The sequence below is a fragment of the Candidatus Woesearchaeota archaeon genome, from assembly GCA_018675335.1.
GTDB lineage: Archaea > Nanobdellota > Nanobdellia > Woesearchaeales > UBA11576 > JABJCP01.
In genome coordinates this window covers 270818-292467 of record JABGYH010000001.1, presented here as the reverse complement: position 1 = coordinate 292467, position 21650 = coordinate 270818, and the positions used below count along the sequence as shown (strand labels likewise).

Annotated in this window: 20 protein-coding genes and 1 tRNA gene; 13 read left to right on the top strand and 8 right to left on the bottom strand. The window is 30.8% G+C overall.

The genetic code is table 11. The annotated features are described in order from the left end of the window. Genes HN587_01415 through HN587_01405 form a run of 3 tightly spaced genes read left to right on the top strand, consistent with a single transcriptional unit; the run spans position 1 to position 2634 of the window. Positions 1-1842 (top strand): hypothetical protein, encoded by a 1842-nt coding sequence (locus HN587_01415; protein MBT7902491.1) that lies wholly within the window; start codon positions 1-3, stop codon positions 1840-1842. A gap of 40 nt (positions 1843-1882) precedes the next feature. Next, positions 1883-2290 carry a hypothetical protein gene (locus tag HN587_01410; GenBank protein MBT7902490.1) on the top strand — a complete coding sequence of 136 codons (408 nt, stop codon included), beginning with the start codon at positions 1883-1885 and terminating at the stop codon, positions 2288-2290. Next, a complete protein-coding gene (locus HN587_01405) occupies positions 2287-2634 on the top strand; it encodes an EamA/RhaT family transporter (protein MBT7902489.1) in 348 nt (115 codons plus the stop codon). The genes HN587_01410 and HN587_01405 overlap by 4 nt, the downstream gene beginning before the upstream one ends. A 103-nt stretch (positions 2635-2737) precedes the next feature. Here the strand turns inward: HN587_01405 and HN587_01400 are convergent, their stop codons facing one another. The 6 genes from HN587_01400 to HN587_01375 all read right to left on the bottom strand — a co-directional run bounded on the left by HN587_01400 (position 2738) and on the right by HN587_01375 (position 7595). Next, positions 2738-3970: an L-serine ammonia-lyase gene (locus tag HN587_01400; GenBank protein ID MBT7902488.1), complete on the bottom strand. Its 1233-nt coding sequence runs from the start codon at positions 3968-3970 to the stop codon at positions 2738-2740. A gap of 55 nt (positions 3971-4025) precedes the next feature. After that, positions 4026-4907, bottom strand: a complete 882-nt coding sequence (locus HN587_01395; GenBank protein ID MBT7902487.1) for a pyruvate synthase subunit beta — start codon at positions 4905-4907, stop codon at positions 4026-4028. Positions 4908-5033: 126 nt separating this feature from the next. Next, positions 5034-5243, bottom strand: coding sequence for a hypothetical protein (locus HN587_01390; protein MBT7902486.1), 210 nt, complete (start codon positions 5241-5243; stop codon positions 5034-5036). Positions 5244-5355: 112 nt separating this feature from the next. After that, the gene (porA, locus tag HN587_01385; GenBank protein ID MBT7902485.1) at positions 5356-6519 is read right to left on the bottom strand and encodes a pyruvate ferredoxin oxidoreductase; all 1164 of its coding nucleotides are present in this window, start codon (positions 6517-6519) and stop codon (positions 5356-5358) included. A gap of 117 nt (positions 6520-6636) precedes the next feature. Further along, positions 6637-6951: a pyruvate ferredoxin oxidoreductase gene (locus HN587_01380; GenBank protein MBT7902484.1), complete on the bottom strand. Its 315-nt coding sequence runs from the start codon at positions 6949-6951 to the stop codon at positions 6637-6639. A gap of 80 nt (positions 6952-7031) precedes the next feature. After that, complete coding sequence (locus HN587_01375; GenBank protein ID MBT7902483.1) at positions 7032-7595, bottom strand: pyruvate ferredoxin oxidoreductase subunit gamma; 564 nt, start codon at positions 7593-7595, stop codon at positions 7032-7034. Between the two features lie 184 nt (positions 7596-7779). On the opposite strand from HN587_01375, the gene HN587_01370 reads away from it, so the two are divergent. The 3 genes from HN587_01370 (at position 7780) to HN587_01360 (ending at position 10992) form a co-directional block, all read left to right on the top strand. Further along, a complete protein-coding gene (locus HN587_01370) occupies positions 7780-8796 on the top strand; it encodes a hypothetical protein (GenBank protein MBT7902482.1) in 1017 nt (338 codons plus the stop codon). A gap of 62 nt (positions 8797-8858) precedes the next feature. Next, positions 8859-9533: a fibrillarin-like rRNA/tRNA 2'-O-methyltransferase gene (locus HN587_01365; GenBank protein MBT7902481.1), complete on the top strand. Its 675-nt coding sequence runs from the start codon at positions 8859-8861 to the stop codon at positions 9531-9533. 46 nt (positions 9534-9579) lie between these two features. Beyond that, positions 9580-10992 (top strand): cysteine--tRNA ligase, encoded by a 1413-nt coding sequence (locus HN587_01360; protein MBT7902480.1) that lies wholly within the window; start codon positions 9580-9582, stop codon positions 10990-10992. 92 nt (positions 10993-11084) lie between these two features. On the opposite strand, the gene HN587_01355 is transcribed toward HN587_01360, so the two are convergent. Both HN587_01355 and HN587_01350 read right to left on the bottom strand, forming a co-directional pair. Further along, positions 11085-11819 (bottom strand): hypothetical protein, encoded by a 735-nt coding sequence (locus HN587_01355; GenBank protein ID MBT7902479.1) that lies wholly within the window; start codon positions 11817-11819, stop codon positions 11085-11087. A 160-nt stretch (positions 11820-11979) separates the two neighbouring features. Continuing rightward, positions 11980-14388, bottom strand: a complete 2409-nt coding sequence (locus HN587_01350; GenBank protein ID MBT7902478.1) for a valine--tRNA ligase — start codon at positions 14386-14388, stop codon at positions 11980-11982. A gap of 232 nt (positions 14389-14620) precedes the next feature. Between HN587_01350 and HN587_01345 the strand changes: the two genes are divergently transcribed. The 7 genes from HN587_01345 (at position 14621) to HN587_01315 (ending at position 21649) form a co-directional block, all read left to right on the top strand. Then, positions 14621-15649, top strand: coding sequence for an adenosine kinase (locus HN587_01345; GenBank protein ID MBT7902477.1), 1029 nt, complete (start codon positions 14621-14623; stop codon positions 15647-15649). A 186-nt stretch (positions 15650-15835) separates the two neighbouring features. Then, entirely contained in the window at positions 15836-17071 is a 1236-nt protein-coding gene (locus HN587_01340) for a replication factor C large subunit (GenBank protein ID MBT7902476.1), read from the top strand. Between the two features lie 128 nt (positions 17072-17199). Continuing rightward, positions 17200-18738 carry a glycine--tRNA ligase gene (locus tag HN587_01335; GenBank protein MBT7902475.1) on the top strand — a complete coding sequence of 513 codons (1539 nt, stop codon included), beginning with the start codon at positions 17200-17202 and terminating at the stop codon, positions 18736-18738. 14 nt (positions 18739-18752) lie between these two features. Then, complete coding sequence (locus tag HN587_01330; protein MBT7902474.1) at positions 18753-19694, top strand: hypothetical protein; 942 nt, start codon at positions 18753-18755, stop codon at positions 19692-19694. An 85-nt stretch (positions 19695-19779) separates the two neighbouring features. Next, complete coding sequence (locus tag HN587_01325; protein MBT7902473.1) at positions 19780-20268, top strand: hypothetical protein; 489 nt, start codon at positions 19780-19782, stop codon at positions 20266-20268. Positions 20269-20562: 294 nt separating this feature from the next. Beyond that, positions 20563-20712 (top strand) — tRNA-Phe (locus HN587_01320). A gap of 97 nt (positions 20713-20809) precedes the next feature. Further along, entirely contained in the window at positions 20810-21649 is an 840-nt protein-coding gene (locus HN587_01315) for a hypothetical protein (protein ID MBT7902472.1), read from the top strand. Position 21650: the final 1 nt, after the last annotated feature.

Genomic DNA, 21650 nt, shown 5'->3' with positions numbered 1-21650 from the left:
ATGGTTGTAAAAGAAAAAGCAAAAGACATAATTAAGAACCTGAGGGTAATTGTTTTAGTCATAGCAGTAATATTATCATTAGTTGCTATACATCCAGATTTGTTTGGTCGAGACGGTGTTGCAATACGAAGTGTACAACCAAATAGTACTGCGAGTTGGTCAGGAATTCAATCACCAAGTCCAAAAACAACTCCAATGGCTCGAGAATTAGTATTGGCACTAAATAACATTCCAATTCATGAAGAAAAAGATTATTATGATTTTATTAAAACTCTTGAACCAAATAAAACAGTACAAATTCAAACTGACAAGGGGTTCTATAATTTAATAGTTGAATCGGATTATATGTTTGAAAATACAAATCAAACAGAATTAAAAATTGTGAATGAAACAATACAAGAAGAAATTGAACTATTAAACGTAAGTGATATACCTTCTGAATATTATGATATGAATGGAACCTTGATGGGTGACATTAAAACTAATGATTCTGGAGCGGTTCTATTAATCAATAAAACTATTGAAGTAGAAAAAGAATTTCCAATCGTCATTAAACATTTAATTGGTGCTAAAGATATTGGACTTAATATACAAGATGCTCCAACAACTAACATTCGAAAAGGACTTGACTTAAGTGGGGGAACCCGAGTTTTACTCCAACCAGAAAGAAAAATAACCAGTGAAGAAATGAGTTTAATTCTTGCTAATTTAAAAGAAAGAATAAATGTGTTTGGATTAACTGATGTAGTAATTAGAGAAACCAAAGATCTTCCGCCTCCATTAGGACAAGGAAATCAATATATCTCTGTTGAAATTGCTGGTGTAAAACAAGAAGAAATTAAAGATCTTTTATCAAAACAAGGAAAGTTTGAAGCAAAAGTTGGAAACAAAACAGTTTTTCAAGGTGGAAAAGATATAACTTATGTTTGTAGAACTGCAGAATGTAGTGGAATTGATCCTCAAAGAGGATGTGGGAAAATAGGCAGTAGTGCAGATTCAGAATGGGCTTGCGCATTTAGATTCTCTATTGCGTTGTCTCCTGCTGCAGCACAAAAACAAGCTGATGCAACCGCAAATTTAGATGTGGTATCTGGAGATGGGGATGCAAACAATCAATACTTAAGTGAACAATTAAATTTGATGTTAGATGATTCTTTAGTTGATAGTTTGAATATAGGTGTGAGTCTTAAAGGTAAAGCTGCAACTGATATACAAATTAGTGGAAGTGGTGCTGGAGCAACACAACAAGAAGCAGTAATAAGTGCTCTTGCTAATATGAAAAGATTACAAACAATTATGATTACTGGAAGTTTACCAATAAAATTAAACATAGTAAAAACTGATGAACTTTCTCCAGTTCTAGGAAAAGAATTTGTTAGTAACGCATTATTAATTGGGCTATTATCCATTTTAGTAGTATCCCTTGTGGTATTTATCAGATATCGAGAAATAAAAGTTGCATTGCCTATGCTGGTTACAATGATTTCTGAAGTAATTATGTTACTTGGAATTGCATCACTTATTCAATGGAACTTAGACCTCGCTGCAATTGCGGGAATTATAGTTGCAGTAGGTACTGGTGTTGATGATCAAATAGTAATTACTGATGAAACTTTAAGAGGAGAAGGACGATTCTCAAATTGGAAAGAAAAAATTAAAAGAGCATTCTTTATTATTATGGGTGCATACTTTACAACTGTTGTTGCGATGTTACCATTACTATTTGCAGGAGCTGGAATCATTAAGGGATTTGCATTAACAACAATTATTGGAGTATCTGTTGGAGTTTTTATATCTCGACCTGCTTATGCTGCAATAGTTGAAATTCTATTGAGAAAATAATTATTCATTTAATATTTTATTTTTATTTATTTTTTATACCATGTCTAAATCAAAAATTAAAACAAAGTGGTGGGCTATAGTTCTTGTTATTTTAAGTACATTTTTAACTGCGTTAGCGTCTTTTTTCTTAAAATTAGGTGCGAATAAATTTAATTTATTTCCATTAAATATTATTTCATTAATAACAAACAATTATTTTGTACTTCTTGGAATATTCCTTTATGTAATTACTGCTGCAGTATTCATTTTTGCATTTAAATATGGAGAATTAACTGTTTTATTTCCTATATTTTCATTAAGTTTTGCCTGGGTTTTAGTTATATCTAAAATTGCATTAGGTGAACCTCTGACAATTATTAAGATTGTAGGGATTGTTGGAATTATGATTGGAGTTTCTATTATAGGCATGTCTGATCGCATGAGTTCTATTAAGAGGTGCGAGCAATGAACAATTCACTCATTGGCATTATGATTGTAATTTTTGTTTCGATGTGTGGAGCTTTGGGTGCATTTTTTATGAAACTTGGAGCTGATAGTTGGAGTTGGAAAATTAATAAATTAATTAAAAATAAAGCAATTTGGGGTTTAGTATTAAATGGTATTGGAGTTATTTTAATGACCGTTGCTTATCGTTTTGGAGATTTGTCTGTTCTTTATCCGTTTGTAGCATTACAATATGTTTGGTCAAGTTTTTTGGCTATGAAATATCTTAAAGAAAAAATGAGTTATCAAAAATGGATTGGAGTAAGTATTATCATTTTTAGTGTTGCTTTGATTGGAATTAGTTCTTAATTTGTTGGTGTTTTTTTATTGTGTGTTTGAATAAAATTTATGAGTATTAGAATTTTTAATAGAATATAGATTATGATTTGTTTTTGGTACTGTGATTGTTTTTTTATATTCTTCTTTTAGCCAAACCACCTTTAGAAGTTTCTTTATATTTACTTTGAAGATCATGTCCTGTTTCAACCATTGTTTGAATAATTTGATCAAAACTAACTCTGGGTCTAGAATCACATAATACTGCGAATGCAGCACATTGAAGTGCGCGATCTGCTGCAACTGCATTTCTTTCAATGCAAGGAATTTGAACTAAACCTTTAACTGGATCACAAGTTAAACCTAGATGGTGTTCTAATCCCATTTCTGCTGCGTGTTCTATTTGTTCATTAGAACAACCAATAAGCATTGCGGCAGCTCCTGCAGCCATTGCACAGGCAACACCAATTTCGCCTTGGCAACCAACTTCTGCACCTGAAATAGAACCATTATGTTTGACAAGATTTCCAATTAATCCTGCAGTTGCAAGAGCTGCTAATATTTTTTTATTAGGAAATTTATAGTGTTTTTGTAAGAAAAAAAGAACTGCTGGAAGAACTCCGCTGGATCCGCAAGTAGGTGCAGTTACAACTATTCCTCCTGAAGCATTTTCTTCAGAAACTGCTAGCGCATATGAAAAAATAATATGCTCATCATGCAAAAAACCTTTAGTGCTTTTCGATTTAATATAAAATCCAGGAGCTTTTCGCCTAAGTTTAAGACTTCCAGGTAATATACCTTCATTTTTAAGTCCTTCAGATATACTTTTTTTCATAGTTTTCCAAACTAAGTTTAAATGAGTGGCAATTTCAGGTTCTGTTTCAAAAACATATTCGTGAAGTAATTGTCTTTTTTTATTAACTTTTTTTAGAATTGATGAAAATGATTTTAATTTGTAAATTGATTTGTTATGTTTTTTTTGAGGTCTAATATTTTTATTTGCTTGTTCAATAATTTCTCCTCCACCAACACTATAAAAAATAGACTTATGAATTATTTTTTTATTTTTATTTAATGCTTCGATTTGAAGTGCATTAGAATTAAATTTTAAAAATTTATTTGGTTTCCACACAAATGATATTTTTTTTGATTCTGTTTTTAGTTCATTTGTTATTGCTACGTTTGTTAAATGACCTTTTCCAGTTGCGCCAAGACTTCCAAACAAAGTAACTATGAATGATTGAGTTTGACTTGCAAGTTTTAGTGTTAAAAGTTTTTCTTTAAATAATTTAGCTGCAGTTTTAGGTCCCATTGTATGACTGCTAGAAGGACCATTTCCAATTTTATAAAATTCTTTAAGTGAATTCATTCGTTTTACCTTTTGGAATTAAAAAGAAATGTGTGATTTTATTTTGGTATTTGAGCTAAAATAATTTGAGTTTGTAGTCATCAAGTTTTTCAATACGTTCCCAATTTTCGTTCACATGTTCTTGAATTTCTTCAAGTTGGGATGGAGTTACATGTCTAAACCTTCCTTGATGTTTAAGATATTCTTGAACTGGAGTGTGATTTGAAGGTTTTCTAGTTATTGTCACAACTCCATTTTCGATTTCATACATTGGATAAATGTGTGTTTTAAATGCAAGTTTTGCAATTTCAATTGTCATGTGTGACGGAAATTTCCAGCCTGTAGGACAAGGTGATAAAATTAAAATAAATGCAAATCCATTATGTTCTAGTCCTTTAGTAATTCTTTTGATGATATCATGAGGGAATGCAACATTAGTTACTGCAACATATGCATTATGTGCTGCAAGGATGAATGGGAGATTTTTTTTAAATTCAGTTTTTCCATGAATTTTTTTACCATCTGGGCTAGTAGTTGTTGACGCAAATTTAGGTGTTGAACCACTACGTTGAATTCCTGTATTCATGTAAGCCTCATTATCATAACAAACATAACAAATATTTTCTCCTCTTTCGGCTGCACCTGATAAAGATTGAAAACCAATATCAAAAGTTCCGCCATCTCCGCCAAAAACAAGAACGTTAGAATTTTTATTAGTTTTTTTTAATGATCGTACAACTCCACTTGCAACGGCAGAAGCATTTTCAAATGCTGCATGAACCCAGGGTACTTTCCAAGAGGTCACGGGATATGGAGTTGAAAAAACTTCTAAACAACCCGTAGCATTAACTACTACTGTATCTTTTCCTGCAGCTTTTAATGCGTGTCTCACAATAATTGGAGTTGAACAACCCGCACATGCAGAATGCCCTTTAGTAAATAGTTCTTTTTCAGGAATTGCATTGATTGTTTTTTCAGGTCTCAATTTGATCCTCCAGTTTGATAATTTTTTTGAATTTTAATCATTATTTTGTTTTTGATGATTTTTTTTTATGATTTTTTTGTGATGTAAAATTTTTAATAGTTACATTAATTCTTTTGTTTCAAAATGTTTTATGCGACCATCCAATGAATTTTCATCGACAAGTATTTCTTTTCCGCAGTCACATTTGATTACGTTATAATCCCAATTTAAATGATGGATCTTTTCTGATTCTTGTGATTTAAATTCTGTTTTGCAATATGGGCAAACATCATTTAAGTTTGATGATTTAATCAAGTGGTGTGCAGTCATTTATGTTACCTCTGTAAATTATTAATTTCTGTTGTTAATGTTTTTTTGTAAGTTAATTAATTTTTATGAATTTAATATTTATTGATTTTTTGTGTGTGTTGTATTTTACTTTTTATTCTTTTAATAACCATTCGCAAATTGGTTTTTTAGTTTTAATAATTTTATTAAAAATTTCTTCAAAATCTTTAGTATTAATATCTTTCCCACCTAAACCTCCGACGAACGAATGCACTAGTGGTTTATTTTTTTCATTAAATAATGTTGATTTTACATCTGTAAAAAAAGCACCTTCAAATCCGAATGAAAAACTTTTATCAATAACTGCTAAGCCTTTTAATGATTTACACGCATTAATTAATGAGTCAACAGGAAAAGGTCTATAACTTTTGAGTTTGATTAACCCAATTTTCATATTTTTTGTTTTGCGTAAATTATCAATAACTACGCGTGCAGTTCCACAAATAGTTCCAGCACATAAAACTGCATATTCTGCATCTTTCATATTATACATTTCAATTAGTCCATCTCCATATTTTCTATGGAACTTAGAGTTAAATTCACTATTTATTTTTTTAATAATTTGTAATGCGTTAAGCATTGCTTCTTTTTGTTGATTTTTAAAATGAATAAATGAATCGGGATATCCAATTGGTCCCATAGTAACGGGTTTTTTTGTGTCTAATTTAATTGAAGGTTTATATTTTTGAAGAAAACGATTGACATTTCCTTGTTGAGGAATATCAACTGGTTCGTAAACATGAGTTAGGGTAAATCCATCTAAACAAACCATGATTGGTAGCATAACTTTGTTATGTTCTGCAATTTTAAATGCTTGAATTGTAGTATCGATTGCTTCTTGAGCTGATTCAACATATAATTGAATCCAACCAGTATCTCTTGCTGCAACTGAGTCTGAATGATCATTCCAAATATTAATTGGTGCTGATAATGCTCGATTAGCAACATTCATAACAATTGGAAGTCGCATTCCTGATGCTACAAATAATATTTCGTGCATTAATGCTAGGCCTTGCGATGCAGTTGCAGTATATGTTCTTACTCCGCTAGAACTAGAACCTACTGCAGCACTAATTGCTGAGTGTTCACTCTCGACGTGAATTAATTCGCAATCTAGATCTCCATCATTAACAAATTCAGAAATTCTTTCAACGATGTGAGTTTGAGGGGTTATTGGATACAAAGGAATTACTGCTGGTTTACAAAGTTTAACACCTTCAGCAACAGCCGTTGCAGCTTCCATGACCTTTCTTACCATTTAATCACCGTCTTATTTTTTTATAATTATTATTTGTGTTGTGATATTTTATTTTAATTATTTATGTGTTGATTTTATTTGATAACATATTTTTTTGATTTTTAGTTTTTTGTTGTATTATTTTTTTTCTTTGATCATGACAATTGAACTAAAAATGCATTCTTTTGCACAAATTCCACAACCTTTGCAAAATTCAAAATCAGTTTCAATACGTTTATTGTTTAATACAGGAATTGAACAATCAGGACAATACATCCAACAAGACATACATTGAGTGCATTTTTTTTTATCCCACTCTGGGCGAAGAGATCTCCAACTACCGGTTTTATTAATTATTGAAGATCCTGGTTCTGTAACGACTGCTCCAGGATTGATTTTGTGGGGCTTACATTTTTTGTGTTTTTTTCCAATAATCATTTTAGTTTTATTCATGTTAATTATCATATTTTTTATTGTTTAGTATGTTTGATTGTTGTTTATTTATTGTTTTTTTTTGTGTTTGTTTCGAATTTTTAGTTGTGATTTGCGTGCATATTTTTTTTAACAAGATTATACACTTCTTCAACTGCTTTTTTATTTTTTTCAATAAGATCTGAACGACGTTTGAATCTTTCTTCTAGTGATTTGTTAATTGATTTAATTGAAAGTTTGCCCGTTACTGCAGCATATGCTCCAAGCATTGCAGTGTTTACAATATCTGCGCCAAAAATAGAAAGTGCAACGTGGGTTGCATCAACATTAAATACTTTGAAATCTTTAAACATGTTTTTAGGAATTTCTTCTGAAGTATTAATAATAATTAATCCTCCTTTTTCTAGTCCGTGACAAACATCAACTGTGTCCATGAGTGAAGAATCTAGAATGATTATTAATTTAGGATTATATACTTGATCACGAAGATTAATTTGTTTTTTAGAAACTCTACAATAGGCTTCAACGGGAGCGCCTCTACGTTCTACACCAAACTTAGGGAATGCTTGAGTCTCAAATCCTTCATAAAACCCAGCGATTGCCAATAATTGCGCAAAAGTTACTGCGCCTTGTCCACCCCTGCCATGAACGCGAATTTCTTCGATTTCAGCCATTTTAACTGTATTTATTAAAGTTTTAGTACTGCTTCTTTTAAATACTTTTCTTGTTACTGGATAATAGAAAACTTTTTTTTGAGTTATTTTGGTTGTATTGGCCTTTTTAGGCAATGATAATTTGATTTAAACTGAAACATTTAAAAATCAATGCTTATTATTCTAATTTAATAAAATGTATATTTACTCAAATATTATCGGGACTTTTGTATTTGATTCGAAGTTTTTAGTAGTTGAAAAAGTGTTGTTTGACACTGCTCGATTAAGTTCTATTTTAAGTAAACTTGCAGTAGGAGAAATTTTAGATTCTGAGACTATTTTAATTGAGAAATATTCTTCAAAAAATCCAATTCTTGTAGGAAAAGAAAAAGAAAAAGTACCTCTTCAAATTCTTAGATATTTTAGAACTGAAAAACATTTGAATCTTATTCGCAGTTTAGTTATTGATGATGTGAAAAGAAAAATTGCGAAAGCTACCGGTCGAGATCATTTAATCATGCAAACAATAAATCAAATTGAAGAATTAGATAAAATTGCAAATAATATTGCTAAAAGATTAAGAGAATGGTATGGACTTTACAATCCAGAATTTGGGCATACTATTGAAAGTCATGAAAAATATGCAGATCTCATTATTAAAAAATCAAAAAAAGAATTACTTGATGAACTTGGAGTTATTCAAACTATGGGTATTGATTTAGAAGAACCTGATTTGGAAGCAATACGACGAGTTGCAAATCAATTAAGTGGACTTTATTTATTAAAAGAAACACAAAAAGAATATTTAGAATCAGTTATGAAAACAGAATGTCCTAATGTACTTGAATTATGTGGTCCTCTTATTGGGGGAAAATTTGTTAGTCTTGCAGGAGGTATTGAGAAATTAAGTTCATTTCCTGCGTCAACAATACAATTATTGGGTGCTGAAAAAGCATTATTTAGACATATTAAAACTGGTGCTAGATGTCCAAAATATGGAATTTTACTTAATCATCCACTAGTCACTCAAACTAATAAAAAAGATAAAGCCAAAGTTGCTAGGTTGATTGCTGATAAAGTATCAATTGCTGCCAAGGTAGATTTTTTTAAAGGAGAATTTATGGGTGCTAAATTAAATAAAGAAATTGAAACAAAAATCAATCATATAAAATCTCAATCAAAATCAAATTCGCGTACATCACGTACATATTAAACAAATATGCTGTGCTGATTAAACAAACAGCATATACTGATTAAACAATTGAATATATTAAAATGAGACTAAACGAATATAAGCTCAAAGGAATCTATGTTCTAGAAGGACGAAGAAAAAGATATCTGACTAAAAATTTAGTTCCTGGACAAGATGTTTATGGTGAAGAATTAATTAATGATTCTACTGGTGAGTATCGAGTTTGGGATAAAACACGATCTAAACTTGGTGCAGCACTATACAAAGGAGTAACTCAAATTGGAATATATCCTGGAGGACTAGTTCTTTATTTGGGCGCTAGCACGGGAACCACCGTATCACATGTTTCTGATATTGTTGGATCTAGGGGTAAAGTATTTGCTCTTGATTTTGCTCCAAGAACTACTCGAGAACTAGTATTTTTATGTGAAGATCGTAAAAATATTATTCCATTACTAGAAGATGCACATCATCCTGAAAATTATGTTCACATAGTTCCTGAAGTTGATTGTGTATTTCAAGATATAGCGCAGAGAAATCAAGCAACAATTTTTATTAGAAACTGCAAACAATTTTTGAAAAAAGATGGTTTTGGATTTTTATCTGTAAAATCAAGAAGTGTTGATGTTTCCAAAAATCCTAAAAAAATATTTAAACAAATTCGAGAAGAATTAGAAAAAGAATTAACCATTGTTGATTACAAAGAATTAGATCCTTTTGAAAAAGATCATTGTGTGTTTGTAATTAAGAAAAAATGAATTAGTTTTTTTATTTTATTATTTGTGTATTAAGTGGTGAATTAAAATGGTATTAAGATTTTATAATACGCTCACAAGAAAAAAAGAAGAATTTAAACCTTTGATAGAAGGACAAGTAAAACTTTATAGTTGTGGACCCACAGTTTATTCTTATGTTCATATTGGAAATTTACGTGCAGCAGTATTTAATGATTTGTTGAGAAGATATCTAAAATATAAAGGATTTAAGTTAACTCATGTCATGAATATAACTGATGTTGATGATAAAACAATACGAGACTCGCAAAAAGAAGGCAAGTCTTTACTTGAATTTACTACGTTTTACACTCAAGAATTCTTAAAAGATTTAAAAGAACTTAATTGTGAGACTCCTGAAATAATGCCCAAAGCCACTGATCATATTAAAGAAATTGTTAAATTGGTACTTGATCTTAAAGAAAAAGGGCTTGCTTACAAATCTGAATCAGGAAGTTGGTATTTTAAAATTAGCGGAATGAAAGAATATGGTCGTCTTGCAAATTTAAATTTTGAAGATTTAATGGAAAATGCAGATGGTCGATTGAATAGTTCTGATGAATATGATAAAGAAAATGCACGAGACTTTGCACTTTGGAAATCTTATTCTTCTGATGATGGAAATATTTATTGGGAAACTGAACTTGGAAAAGGTCGACCTGGATGGCACATAGAATGTAGTGCTATGAGTATGAAATACTTAGGAAAAACATTTGACATTCATACAGGAGGAGTTGATTTAATTTTTCCACATCACACAAATGAAATTGCACAGAGTGAAGGATGTACTGGTGCTAAATTTGTGAATTATTGGATGCATAATGCTCACTTAATTGTTAATGGAGAAAAAATGAGTAAGAGTTTAGGCAATTTTTTTACTCTGAAAGATTTGCGTGACAAAGGATATAGTTCAAAAGCAATAAGATATGAATTATTAAGAACTCATTACCGACAACAATTAGACTTTAGAGAAGATGAACTTAAACAAATACCTCAAACATTACAAAAATTTAATGATTTTTTAATTAAGTTAGACGAAATTTCTAAACCTGGAGAACTAAGTTCTGATATTTCAGAAAAAGTTAAATTAGTTAAACAAAAATTTGAAGAATCGCTGGATGATGATTTGAACATTAGTGGCGCAATTGCTGCAATATTTGAATTTATGACTTTTGTTAATACTATGATTGCAGCCAGTACTTTAAATTTAATTGAAGCAACTTTTATTAAAAAAACAATGTTAGGATTTGATTCTGTTATGGGTGTAATAACTGAAGATAAAGGAAGTCTTAGTTCTGACGAAGAAACAATAATTAAAGAACGCGAACAAGCAAGATCCCAAAAAAATTGGGCTAAGTCAGATGAACTTCGAGATTTATTAAAAGAAAAAGGAATTATTGTTGAAGATTCAAATAAAGGTACTCGCTGGAAAAGAGTTAATTAATTTTTTTTATTAAAAACGTTTTGTTTTAAAAATTATGTTTAAAATAAGAAAAAATAAAAAATTTTAAATGATTTCTATTTAATTTGTTATTGTTATTCTTGTAGATAATCTTGTAGGTCTTTAGGTCCTATGCTATCAGGTAGTTCTCCACTTATGAATTGGTGTACTATATCTGGCGCACCATAAGTTGTGGCTGCGGTTAAAACTAGCGGTGCTAATTCTAACTCTCCCTCATCTACCTCATCAGGTGTCAACATAATTAATCCAGATTCGTCATCAATTGCGTCGAGAAGCGATTCTTGGGGTCTAGTTCTTTCTTGTAATTGACTTAAATCTCCTAAAAGAACTAATTCTTGTCGATCTGGATCAAGATCAATTAAGTACTCGTTTTTTCCTACTGTTTCAACCATTAAATGAGTTTGTTGTTGTGCTAATGCGAGAACCATTGTTGGATTATTGTATAAATCTAATTCCCCATTACCTTCTTCAAACACTGCTTGTGCTCGAGAGGTAAAATAAACTGTAGCATCTCCAAAAAGTTTATAGCTAATGGTTGTGTCAAAACAATTTTCTGGATTGGTATCTCTAGGATCATCAATAACAAAAATTCCTTGAGCAATGTTATCTGCACGTAAACCTGCAATTTTTCTTGAGTTCATTACTATTGTGGTTGCAGGAGTTCCATTAATGCTGCCTCTCATTTTTTCATATCTTGCTAAGCCTCTTTCTGTGATGTGTACTGTGGGATTGCCGTTAGTTACACAAGCAATTTTGGATCCTTGATAACTTACTAATTCTTCTAATATTGTGTCTCTTCCTGCGCTCATTTAACTTCGCCCTCCGTAATGCGATTAATTTTTTTTGTATGGTGCAGTCTATCTAGCTGCCATCAATTTTTGTAAGTTGCTTTCCGCCAAAAAAGCAAGAATGAGACATAACTATTGTCTCTGTCTTAACGAGGGTAATAATCATATTTGAGTTTTAATTTTATTCTTCTTTTTTCTCTTCTTCAACTAATTCAATTTTGAATTCTCCTTCTTTAATCTCAATTGCTTTAGTAACTGATTTAAAATCGTTTAAAACTGAATTAAGTTTTTCTATTTTTTCTTTTTCAAGAGTTAAAATAACTTCAGTCTTCATAGATTTTTGATTATTAGTTTTCTCTTGTCGAATTTTTGAAAGAATATCTAAAAATAAACTTCCAATTTCTTCAATGTTATCGTCGTGAGTTACTTGAAGCGTTGGCCATTGAGATATGTGAATTGAATTTGTAGGTTCGAATTCATTAAAATACGCCAGATAAATTTCTTCAGTAATAAAACACGTAATTGGTGCAAAAACTTTAAGTGTTGAAATTAATACTTCATACAAAGCATGTTGTCCTGATCTTTTATCGTTTCCCGTTCCTTTGTAAACTCTATCTTTAACAATTTCTAAATAGTTATCGCAGAAAAAATGCCAGAAAAACTTCTCAGCTTCTCTTTTTGCTGCAGGAATGTTATAACTTTCATAATGTTTTTTTACTGAGTCTAACATTTTTTTTGTATTTTGTATTGCCCATTTATCAATTGGTAAAAGTTTTGAATCATCTGGCTTATCTGTTTTAGGATTGTAATCTTTTAATTGCATAAATACAAATCTAGATGCATTCCATAATTTTGTTAAAAACTTTTGACCTGCAACTAATTCTTGTTCATTAAATGGGAGATCGCTACCAAGACTTGCGCCTCCAACCCAGAATCTGAACGCATCAACATTATATTTGTCGATAATTGCATCAACCCATACTGCATTACCTTTACTTTTTGACATTCCGCGTCCTTTAGAATCCAGAACAAATGTGTTAATTGTAATATCTTCCCAAGGAATTCTATCAAAAAGTAAGTGACTTTTTAGAATGGTATAAAATGCCCAAGTTCTAATAATATCGTGAGACTGAGGTCTTAGACTCATAGGTGCAATTTTTTTATAAATTTCAGGATTTTTTGTCCATTGAGATGCAACTTCTGGACTATTAGATGAAGTCATCCAAGTATCAAAAACATCAGTTTCTGGAGTTGCTACTTTGTTACATTTAGGACAATTTTTTTGAGTCTCATTAGGATCAATAGGAAGTTCTGATTCTTCTGCAATAATTACTTCATCGCAATCTTCACAATACCAAACTGGCATTGGAACTCCATAATATCTTTGACGAGAAATAATCCAATCCCAGCCTAAATTTTCAGTCCAATTTTCGAATCTTGTACGCATAAATTCTGGATGCCAATTAATTTCTTTAGATCTTTTAATTAAATCTTCTTTGTATTTAATTGTTTTAATGAACCATTGTTTTGTTACAACATATTCAACAGGAGTATTACATCTCCAACAACTACCCACAGTTTGAGCAAGAGAATCGTCACCTATGAAATGACCGCTTGTTTTAAGATCTTGTATGATTTCTGCTCTCGCATCAGCAAGTTTTAAGCCTGCATATTTTCCACAATTATCATTAAGCTTACCTTCTTTTGTTACAACAATTCTTAAATCTAAATTAAGACGTTTCCACTTTTCTACATCTGCAGTATCGCCAAAAGTACATACCATCATAATTCCAGATCCGAATTCAGGATCAACATCTTTATCTGATTTAATTGGAACTTTAAGATTAAATAACGGGACAATTGCATTTTTTCCAACTAGCTCAGTATATCTTTTATCTTCAGGATTTACAAATACTCCGACACATGCGGGAAGAAATTCTGGACGAGTAGTTGCAATTTCAATTTTTTCACCATTTTCTAAATCAAAATGGATTCTATTCATTTTAGTATTTCTATTAAGATCTTCCACTTCTGCTTGAGCTAGTGCAGTTTCGTGAAATGGACACCAAATAGTTGGTTCTTCATTACGATAACAATCTCCTTTTTTTACAAGTTTTACAAATGCAGTTTGAGCAACTTTTTGTGAATCAGGAGAAATTGTAGTATAAAGTAAATCCCAATCATAACTATGTCCTAATTTTTTGAAAACTTTATCTGCATAAACTTCTTCAACTTTACGAGATTCTTCTAAACAAATTTTTCTAAAATCACTTCTGTTAGTCTCTGATTTTTTAATTCCTAATTTTTCTTCAACATATTTTTCAGTAGGAAGTCCGTTATCATCAAATCCAGGAGGAAAATAAACTTCAAATCCGAGAAGTCGCTTAACTCTTGCAAATATTTCAAATTGAGTATAAGACAAACCATGACCTACATGTAAGTGGCCTGCGGAAGCATATGGTGGAGGCGTATCAATAGAAAATACAGGTTTTTTTGAATTAGGATTAAATTTAAACACTTTTTGTTCATCCCAAAATTTAGTAATTTTTTCTTCTGTTTCCTTAGCTTGATATTTTTTTCCTAGTTCCATTTTGTTCACATTTGTTTTTTTGTTTATTTTAGATTAATTTTTGAGTTTTTTATTTGATTGTTTAATATTTTTGATTGATATTCTTGCAAGTAATATGAGTTAATCAATTGTTTGAAATTTTTATTATTTATATATAATATTTAAAATTATAGCATTTTTAGCGTTTTTAACTGATTTTTATTTAAATAGGCATAGTTAATTTTAAAAAAGGGATAAGATTGGCTAATTTTTGGTGAGATCAAATATGACACAAATTGCGAAGGATATGACAAAAAAAAGAGATTTAGATTTAATCTGTCTAACTAACACAGTAACTGATGTTTTGGTGCATGCATCACAGCAGGATGTTGAACGGTTTGGGTTGAATAAAGGCGGATTTATTAAAAAATCTGAAATGCCTGATTATGATTCATTTCTTAGTTGGGTTAGCAGTCAAGTTAAAGTAATGTTTCCAGGGGGGTCTCCTGCAAATGTAGCAAGAACTGCTTCAGGACTGGGACTTGATGTAGCAGTAATTGGTACTGTAGGTAATGATGATTATGGAGTTTCATTTCTTGAAAATCTTAAAGATTTGGACGTTGAATCTTTAATTGCCAGTACAGATGGTTTGAGTGGCGTTTGTTATGTTTTAGTAACTCCTGATGGTGAAAAATCAACTGTTGCAAATATGGGTGTTTCTAAAGACTTCTTGTTTGAACCTGATATTGTTATGGACCGATTTAAAGAAGGAGGCATTTTACACACATCCACATATGAACTTGAATCTGATTTTGATCGCGTGGTTGCTTTAATGCAGTATGCACAACATGAAGGAGTTGAATTAAGTCTTGATTTGGGAGATCCTGCTTCAGTAGCAAGATTAGGTGATAAGATTTGGGATGTTTTGGCAGATGTTTCTATTTTATTTGCAAAAGAAGATGAATTATCTATGCTTTATTCAGGACAAACTTCTGGACAAACTATAGCAATTTCTGATATGATTGGATCGCAATTAAGTGTAAATCATTTTGTCGTTCTTAAACGTGGTGCTGAGGGAAGTTTAGTTTGCACGCAAAAAGGAAGATGCCATATAGAAGCATTCAAAACTAATGTTGTTAATACTAATGGTGCGGGAGATTCATATGCTGCAGGTTTTTTATTTGGTCATGCAAATAAGTTAAATTTGGGTGTTTGTGGTGCGATGGGTACTTATTCTGCAGCAAAAGTTTGTGGTCAAGATCGAGCATATTTAGAAAAAGGTTTTTGTGGAGAAAAGTATTAATTCACTCTTTTTTTTGTTTTGATATTTTTTTTATTTTTTCTTTGATTTTTAATTTAGGTTTTTGATTTGATTTGTTCTTTAATTTGTTATTTGAGGTGTTATTTGACTTTTGATTTGATTATTATTTTTACTTTTAAACTAAATATTAACAAATAATATAAATCATTGTAAATTCTAAATTTAGGTATGAGTTCTGAATTTAAACACGACAAACCTTGGATATTAAAACACATACCAAAAAATTCAAGTGAAGTAGTTGGGCAAGATAATTCTATGGCTGTTTTGAAAGATTTTATTCAAAATTTTAAACAACAAAAAAGAAAAGCCGCATTTTTGTATGGGCCTCCTGGAAGTGGAAAAACAGTTTCAGTTCATGTGCTCGCAAAAGAATTAAGTTTAGAAATAATGGAACTTAATGCAAGTGATTTTAGAAATAAAGATGCCATAAGTAAAATACTTGGAAGTGCAGCAAATCAAATGAGTTTGTTTGCTAAAGGAAAAGTAATTTTAGTTGATGAAGTAGATGGAATTTCAGGTACTCGAGATCGAGGCGGACTAAATGAAGTTGCAAAAATAATGGCTACAAGTGCGTTTCCCATTGTTTTCACTGGTGAAGATCCGTATGATAAAAAATTCAAATCATTAAGAAAAAATTGTGAGGTTTTAGAATTTCAAGCATTAGATAATAAATCAGTGAGTGAAGTATTAAAACGAATTGCAGTTTTAGAACAAATTGAATATGAAGAAATAGCGTTGCAAGGAATAAGTCGAAGAAGTGGGGGAGATTTACGTGCAGCAATTAATGATCTTCAAATGTTATCTGTTGGATCAGGTAAGAAAAAACTCGTAAAAGAAGATTTGGATTCTTTATCTGATCGAGAACAAAAAGAATCAATACAAGAAGGATTACTAAAAATATTCAAAACAACTGATTTTAATGTTGCAATAACTGCACTAAATCAAGTTCCGGAAGGATTAGATCAAGTGATGCTTTGGGTTGATGAAAATTTACCTAAAGAATATGAACAACCTCACGAAATCGCAAAAGCATATGATTATTTGTCAAAAGCAGATATTATGAATAGACGAATTAGACGTTGGCAACATTGGAGATTCTTAATTTATGTTAATGCTTATTTGAGTGCGGGAGTTGCAATGGCCAAAGATAAAAAATACAAAAAGTTTTTAGAGTACAAACCCACCATGCGATTATTAAAAATTTGGCAAGCAAATATGAAATATCAAAAACGAAAAGCAATAGCTGAAAAAATTGCTGAAAAAACACACACTTCTAAACGCAGAGTAATTAAGGATGTGCTTCCTTATGTTCAAGAAATGATGAAACATAGTCCTGAATTAAAATCAAGTTTTGCGTCTGAATTTGATTTAGATCGTGAAGAAGTTGCTTGGATGATCAAATAATTCTACTTTTAGTAATTTAGTTAAATTTGAAGTGCGTAATTTACGTTATTTAATTATGCATAAGTTTTTTAAATAATGAGGTCTATCCTAATTCTAACGTAAATTTGTTTCATGAGGTTAGTTGAAAAATGAAAATTAATATTGACGAAATGGCAGTATTTTGTAAACGTAAAGGTTTTGTATATCCAAGTAGTGAGATCTACGGGGGTTTTTCAGGATTTTTTGATTACGGGCCACTCGGAGCAGAACTTAAACAAAATATGAAACAAGAATGGTGGAAATATCATGTTAAAACTCGTTCAGATGTTGTAGGAATTGATGGAAGCATAATTTGCAATCCAAAAGTTTGGGAAGCATCAGGACACGTATCTGGATTTGGTGATGTGTTAGTAGAATGCAGTAAATGCCAAGAAAGAATGCGAGCAGATCATGTAATAGAAGATCAAGTAGGTGTGCAAGCAGAAGGTTTAGAACTTGCAGAATTCAAAAAAATAATGAGTGAAAATGAAATTAAATGCGTGAAATGTGGAAGCGTTGATTTAGGTGAACCTAAAGTATTTAATTTATTGTTTAAAACATTTATTGGAGCAGTTGAAGGAGATAAAGCAAAAGCATATCTTAGAGGAGAAACAGCTCAATTAATATTTGCAAATTTTAAAAATGTACTTGAAACAAGTCGATTAAAATTGCCCTTTGGAATTGCTCAAATGGGAAAAGCATTTAGAAATGAAATTGCACCTAGAAATTTTTTATTTAGGATGCGAGAATTTGAACAAATGGAAATAGAATATTTTGTTCATCCAGATAATTCTAAAGATTGTCCATATATTGATTCAGTAATGAATTATGAACTTTTGATTTATTCAGCAGATATGCAAGAAAAAGAAGAAGAACACAAATTAATGACTGTAAAAGATGCACTTTCTGCGGGAATTATATCAAATCCTTGGCATGCATATTGGCTTGCGACAGAAATAACCTGGTTTGAAAATTTAGGTGCTAAAAAAGAAAATTTTAGAATTAGACAACATCAAAAAGATGAAATGGCACACTATAGTTCTGATTGTTGGGACTTAGAATATAATTTTCCATTCGGGTGGAAAGAACTACAAGGAATTGCAGATCGAAGTGATTTTGATTTACAACAACACATGAAACATAGTGGAAAAGACTTAAGTATTTTTGATGAAGAAGCAAAAAAGAAAATAGTTCCATTCGTTGTAGCTGAACCTAGTCTTGGAACTGATAGAGCATTCTTAGTTTTTATGTTTGATGCATACACCACGCGAAAAGATGAAAAAGGAAAAGAAGTAGTTGTGTTAAAATTACATCCTAAACTTGCGCCAATACAAGTAGCAGTATTGCCATTAGTAAATAAGTTAGGCGATAAAGCAAAAGAAGTATATCAAGAGTTATTAGAAGAATTCAATTGTTCATATGATCGAAGTGGATCTATTGGACGAAGATATGTTCGGATGGATGAAGTTGGAACACCATTATGCGTTACAGTTGACTTTGATACTCTTGAACAAAATGATGTAACTCTTCGAGATCGTGATACTGGTGCACAAGTTCGAGTTAAACTTGAGAATTTAAGTGAAAAAATAAGACAATTCTTTAAAGGAAAAAAGCTAGAAGAATTAGGAAATTTAATAAATACAAACTAATATAATCCCTATTAATGATAAAAAAAGGGGAGAGCACAAATAATTTTTTAATTCATATTGCTTTTATTTTTTTCTTAGTCTTAGGACTAGTGTTCATAATAGGTTCTGGTGGAGAAATAACTGGAAATTTAGTTGTTGATGTAGTTCAAGCTAAAACTAAATTGGGTGGAGCATTAAACTCAGCTGCATTTTTAAAAGATCAACAAGACATGAGTTTTTGTGTTGGAATAAATTCTGAAAATACTACTCCTACTTGGCTAAAAGCTACAACTGGACAATATGGTTGGAATGTCGAGGAGACAAAAGAATATTGTGCTGGTTTGAATTCTGAAGAATTAGTTGTAAAATTTAATGATTATAATTCTTTTTTAGAAACAATGAAATCATTCACTCCTTCATCATTACTTGCCGGTCGAGCAGGAGAAAAATTTTTCATATTAGAATCAAAATATGTTAAGAAGGGAGGAGATGTTGTTTGCGATCAAGAATTTAAAGAAAAGTATTGCAACTCTGCTATAACTGTTTATTCAAAAGAAGAATTAATACATGCCGACTTAATTTGTTGTGTGACTGATCTTTCTGAAGAACAACAAAATATCCTCAATCAACATCAAAAAGAAACTGGATTTGATAATGAACTTGCAAGTCAATCAAAAAAACCTGGATTTGTAGATGGAATAAAAAAATTAAGTTTAATCTTATTTTTAGCATTATTTGTGATGTTACTTGTTGTTGCGTTAGTTGTTCATCAAAAACACATAAAAAAAATTGAAAAATTAAGAAAATCACAAGAACTTCATGTACATCATAAAACCAAATTGATGAGTTTTATTGAAGATGCACAATCAAAAGGATACAATTCAGGAGATATTAGACAACATTTGTTGAAGCTTGGCTGGCAAGAAACAGCAATAAATCAAGCATTTATTGGGTTTCATAAACAAAAAAAACACTAAATATTCTATATTTATTTATAAATAAACCAAAAGTCTTTTAAAAATAAGCTTCTAAATTGGTTAAAAATTATAAAAAGTTGATAAAATGAAAATTAAAGAACTTGAACCAAAACAAGGAAATGTAGAAGTCCAAATCAAAATTAAAGAGATGGGCGATATAAGGGAATTTGAAAAATTCGGAAAAACTGGAAGAGTTGCAAATGCAATTGCGATGGATGAAACCGGAGAAATCAAATTAAGTCTGTGGAACGAACAAATTGATCAGATTAAAGCAGGAGATACTGTTCTTATCAAAAACGGTTACGTTAATGAATGGAAAGGAGAACTGCAATTAACTACGGGGAGAGCTGGATCAATGGAAGTTGTTAGTTCAGGAGACTCAGGAAGTCACATCTTAACTGATGATGAAAAAACTGAAGAAGAAATTCTCTATGAACAAAAAGAAACAGGCGGACATGTGATGACAAAAGACGAAAAAACAGAAGAAGAAGTCTTATGTGAAAAATCAGAAAAGCCCAGCATAGAAGAAAGTGCAACATCTGACGAATTAGATATCGAAGAAGAAAAGATATAAATAGATCCTTTAAATTTTTATTTTTTATAATAAATTATTTTAATTTATCCGTTATTTTTGCGGTTTTAAATTAAATAATATTTTAAATTTTTAAATAAATAATAAACTTATTTAAAACATGTTATGAACTTATTTTAAAAATGGTTTAAACTTGTTTTAAAATTATTTCGATAAGGGGCAGTAGCTAAACCACAAAACTTTTAAAAAGTTTTGATACAAATAACTTGATACAACACTTTTATCGCGTTGTACGAACTGGTGATGTGAAATTCCAATTATAAATTATTTCGATAAGGGGCAGTAGCTCAACCTGGGACGGGACATTCTTCGTGGTGTTTCCGCAGGAAAGAGCACTAGACTGAAGATACCAATGATCTGAAAAGGCAACTATGTCTATGATTAGCAGAGATCTAGGTGTTCCGGGTTCAAATCCCGGCTGCCCCATTTTTTTTCTTTAAATGAGGTAAACAATTATAATTAATTAGCTAGTTTGTTATTTAATTATTAATAATTTTAATGGAGTTATTAGATTAATTTTAAAATGTTTACAACACTTGATTTACTTATAGAACAAGGAAAAGCAACATCTCTTGATGGGGGATATAATCATTGTTTTTTAGTTAGTTCTAACGGTTCAGAAATTACCTATAAAGTTTTAAGAAATATTCCCTTCAAAAAACGAATTCGTCAAGCAGAACTGAAATTACTTCACTTGGTTTTTTCTCAAATTCCCTCTCATGCATATATGTTGAGAAGTAAGGGGGGAGTTATTTCTAGGGAGGTTGAAACACTAAAGATTTGGAAAAGTCAAGGAATTCCATCTCCTCAAGTTTTAGATTATTCTGTTGATTCTATTGCTTGCTTACACATACCTGGACACGATTATGATCAAGTATTAAAAAAACCATTTGCAGATCAAACATTTACTAAATTAGTTGAAACAATTAGTGCAATAAGAAAATTAGCTTTTGATTTGGATGATCCTAATTTACTTCATCCTGATATGAGGCCTCATAATTTTGTATATTCTTCTGACTTTGATTTGGCGTATGCAATCGATCCTGGAATGCTAATTCGACAAGACTTAAGTGTTTCTGACGTTGATTCCCGAGTTAATTTGTTTTTTTGTTTTTCGATGTTGGCAGGAAATTATCCTGGCAAAGTTCGTTATGTGGAACAATTTTTAGATTCAATTGAGAAGCCGCAATTAGAACTAATGCGAGAATTAAATCAGCCACTTGGATTGGTTGTTGGAAGTTATTTAACGTTGCGTGAACGGGCAGGAAATTTTGTAAGGCAAAGACGGCCAACAACTTTGTTTGAAGATTATAATTCTAATGTTTTATTAGTTAATGATTTGATTAGAAATTGCGTTGATTAAG

What these genes read in the sequence shown, in the direction of transcription:
- HN587_01415 (MBT7902491.1), top strand. Translation starts at nt 1, where the DNA reads ATGGTTGTAAAAGAAAAAGCAAAAGACATAATTAAGAACCTGAGGGTA.
- HN587_01410 (MBT7902490.1), top strand. Translation starts at nt 1,883, where the DNA reads ATGTCTAAATCAAAAATTAAAACAAAGTGGTGGGCTATAGTTCTTGTT.
- HN587_01405 (MBT7902489.1), top strand. Translation starts at nt 2,287, where the DNA reads ATGAACAATTCACTCATTGGCATTATGATTGTAATTTTTGTTTCGATG.
- HN587_01400 (MBT7902488.1), bottom strand. Translation starts at nt 3,970, where the DNA reads ATGAATTCACTTAAAGAATTTTATAAAATTGGAAATGGTCCTTCTAGC.
- HN587_01390 (MBT7902486.1), bottom strand. Translation starts at nt 5,243, where the DNA reads ATGACTGCACACCACTTGATTAAATCATCAAACTTAAATGATGTTTGC.
- porA (MBT7902485.1), bottom strand. Translation starts at nt 6,519, where the DNA reads ATGGTAAGAAAGGTCATGGAAGCTGCAACGGCTGTTGCTGAAGGTGTT.
- HN587_01380 (MBT7902484.1), bottom strand. Translation starts at nt 6,951, where the DNA reads ATGAATAAAACTAAAATGATTATTGGAAAAAAACACAAAAAATGTAAG.
- HN587_01370 (MBT7902482.1), top strand. Translation starts at nt 7,780, where the DNA reads ATGTATATTTACTCAAATATTATCGGGACTTTTGTATTTGATTCGAAG.
- HN587_01365 (MBT7902481.1), top strand. Translation starts at nt 8,859, where the DNA reads ATGAGACTAAACGAATATAAGCTCAAAGGAATCTATGTTCTAGAAGGA.
- HN587_01360 (MBT7902480.1), top strand. Translation starts at nt 9,580, where the DNA reads ATGGTATTAAGATTTTATAATACGCTCACAAGAAAAAAAGAAGAATTT.
- HN587_01355 (MBT7902479.1), bottom strand. Translation starts at nt 11,819, where the DNA reads ATGAGCGCAGGAAGAGACACAATATTAGAAGAATTAGTAAGTTATCAA.
- HN587_01350 (MBT7902478.1), bottom strand. Translation starts at nt 14,388, where the DNA reads ATGGAACTAGGAAAAAAATATCAAGCTAAGGAAACAGAAGAAAAAATT.
- HN587_01340 (MBT7902476.1), top strand. Translation starts at nt 15,836, where the DNA reads ATGAGTTCTGAATTTAAACACGACAAACCTTGGATATTAAAACACATA.
- HN587_01335 (MBT7902475.1), top strand. Translation starts at nt 17,200, where the DNA reads ATGAAAATTAATATTGACGAAATGGCAGTATTTTGTAAACGTAAAGGT.
- HN587_01330 (MBT7902474.1), top strand. Translation starts at nt 18,753, where the DNA reads ATGATAAAAAAAGGGGAGAGCACAAATAATTTTTTAATTCATATTGCT.
- HN587_01325 (MBT7902473.1), top strand. Translation starts at nt 19,780, where the DNA reads ATGAAAATTAAAGAACTTGAACCAAAACAAGGAAATGTAGAAGTCCAA.
- HN587_01315 (MBT7902472.1), top strand. Translation starts at nt 20,810, where the DNA reads ATGTTTACAACACTTGATTTACTTATAGAACAAGGAAAAGCAACATCT.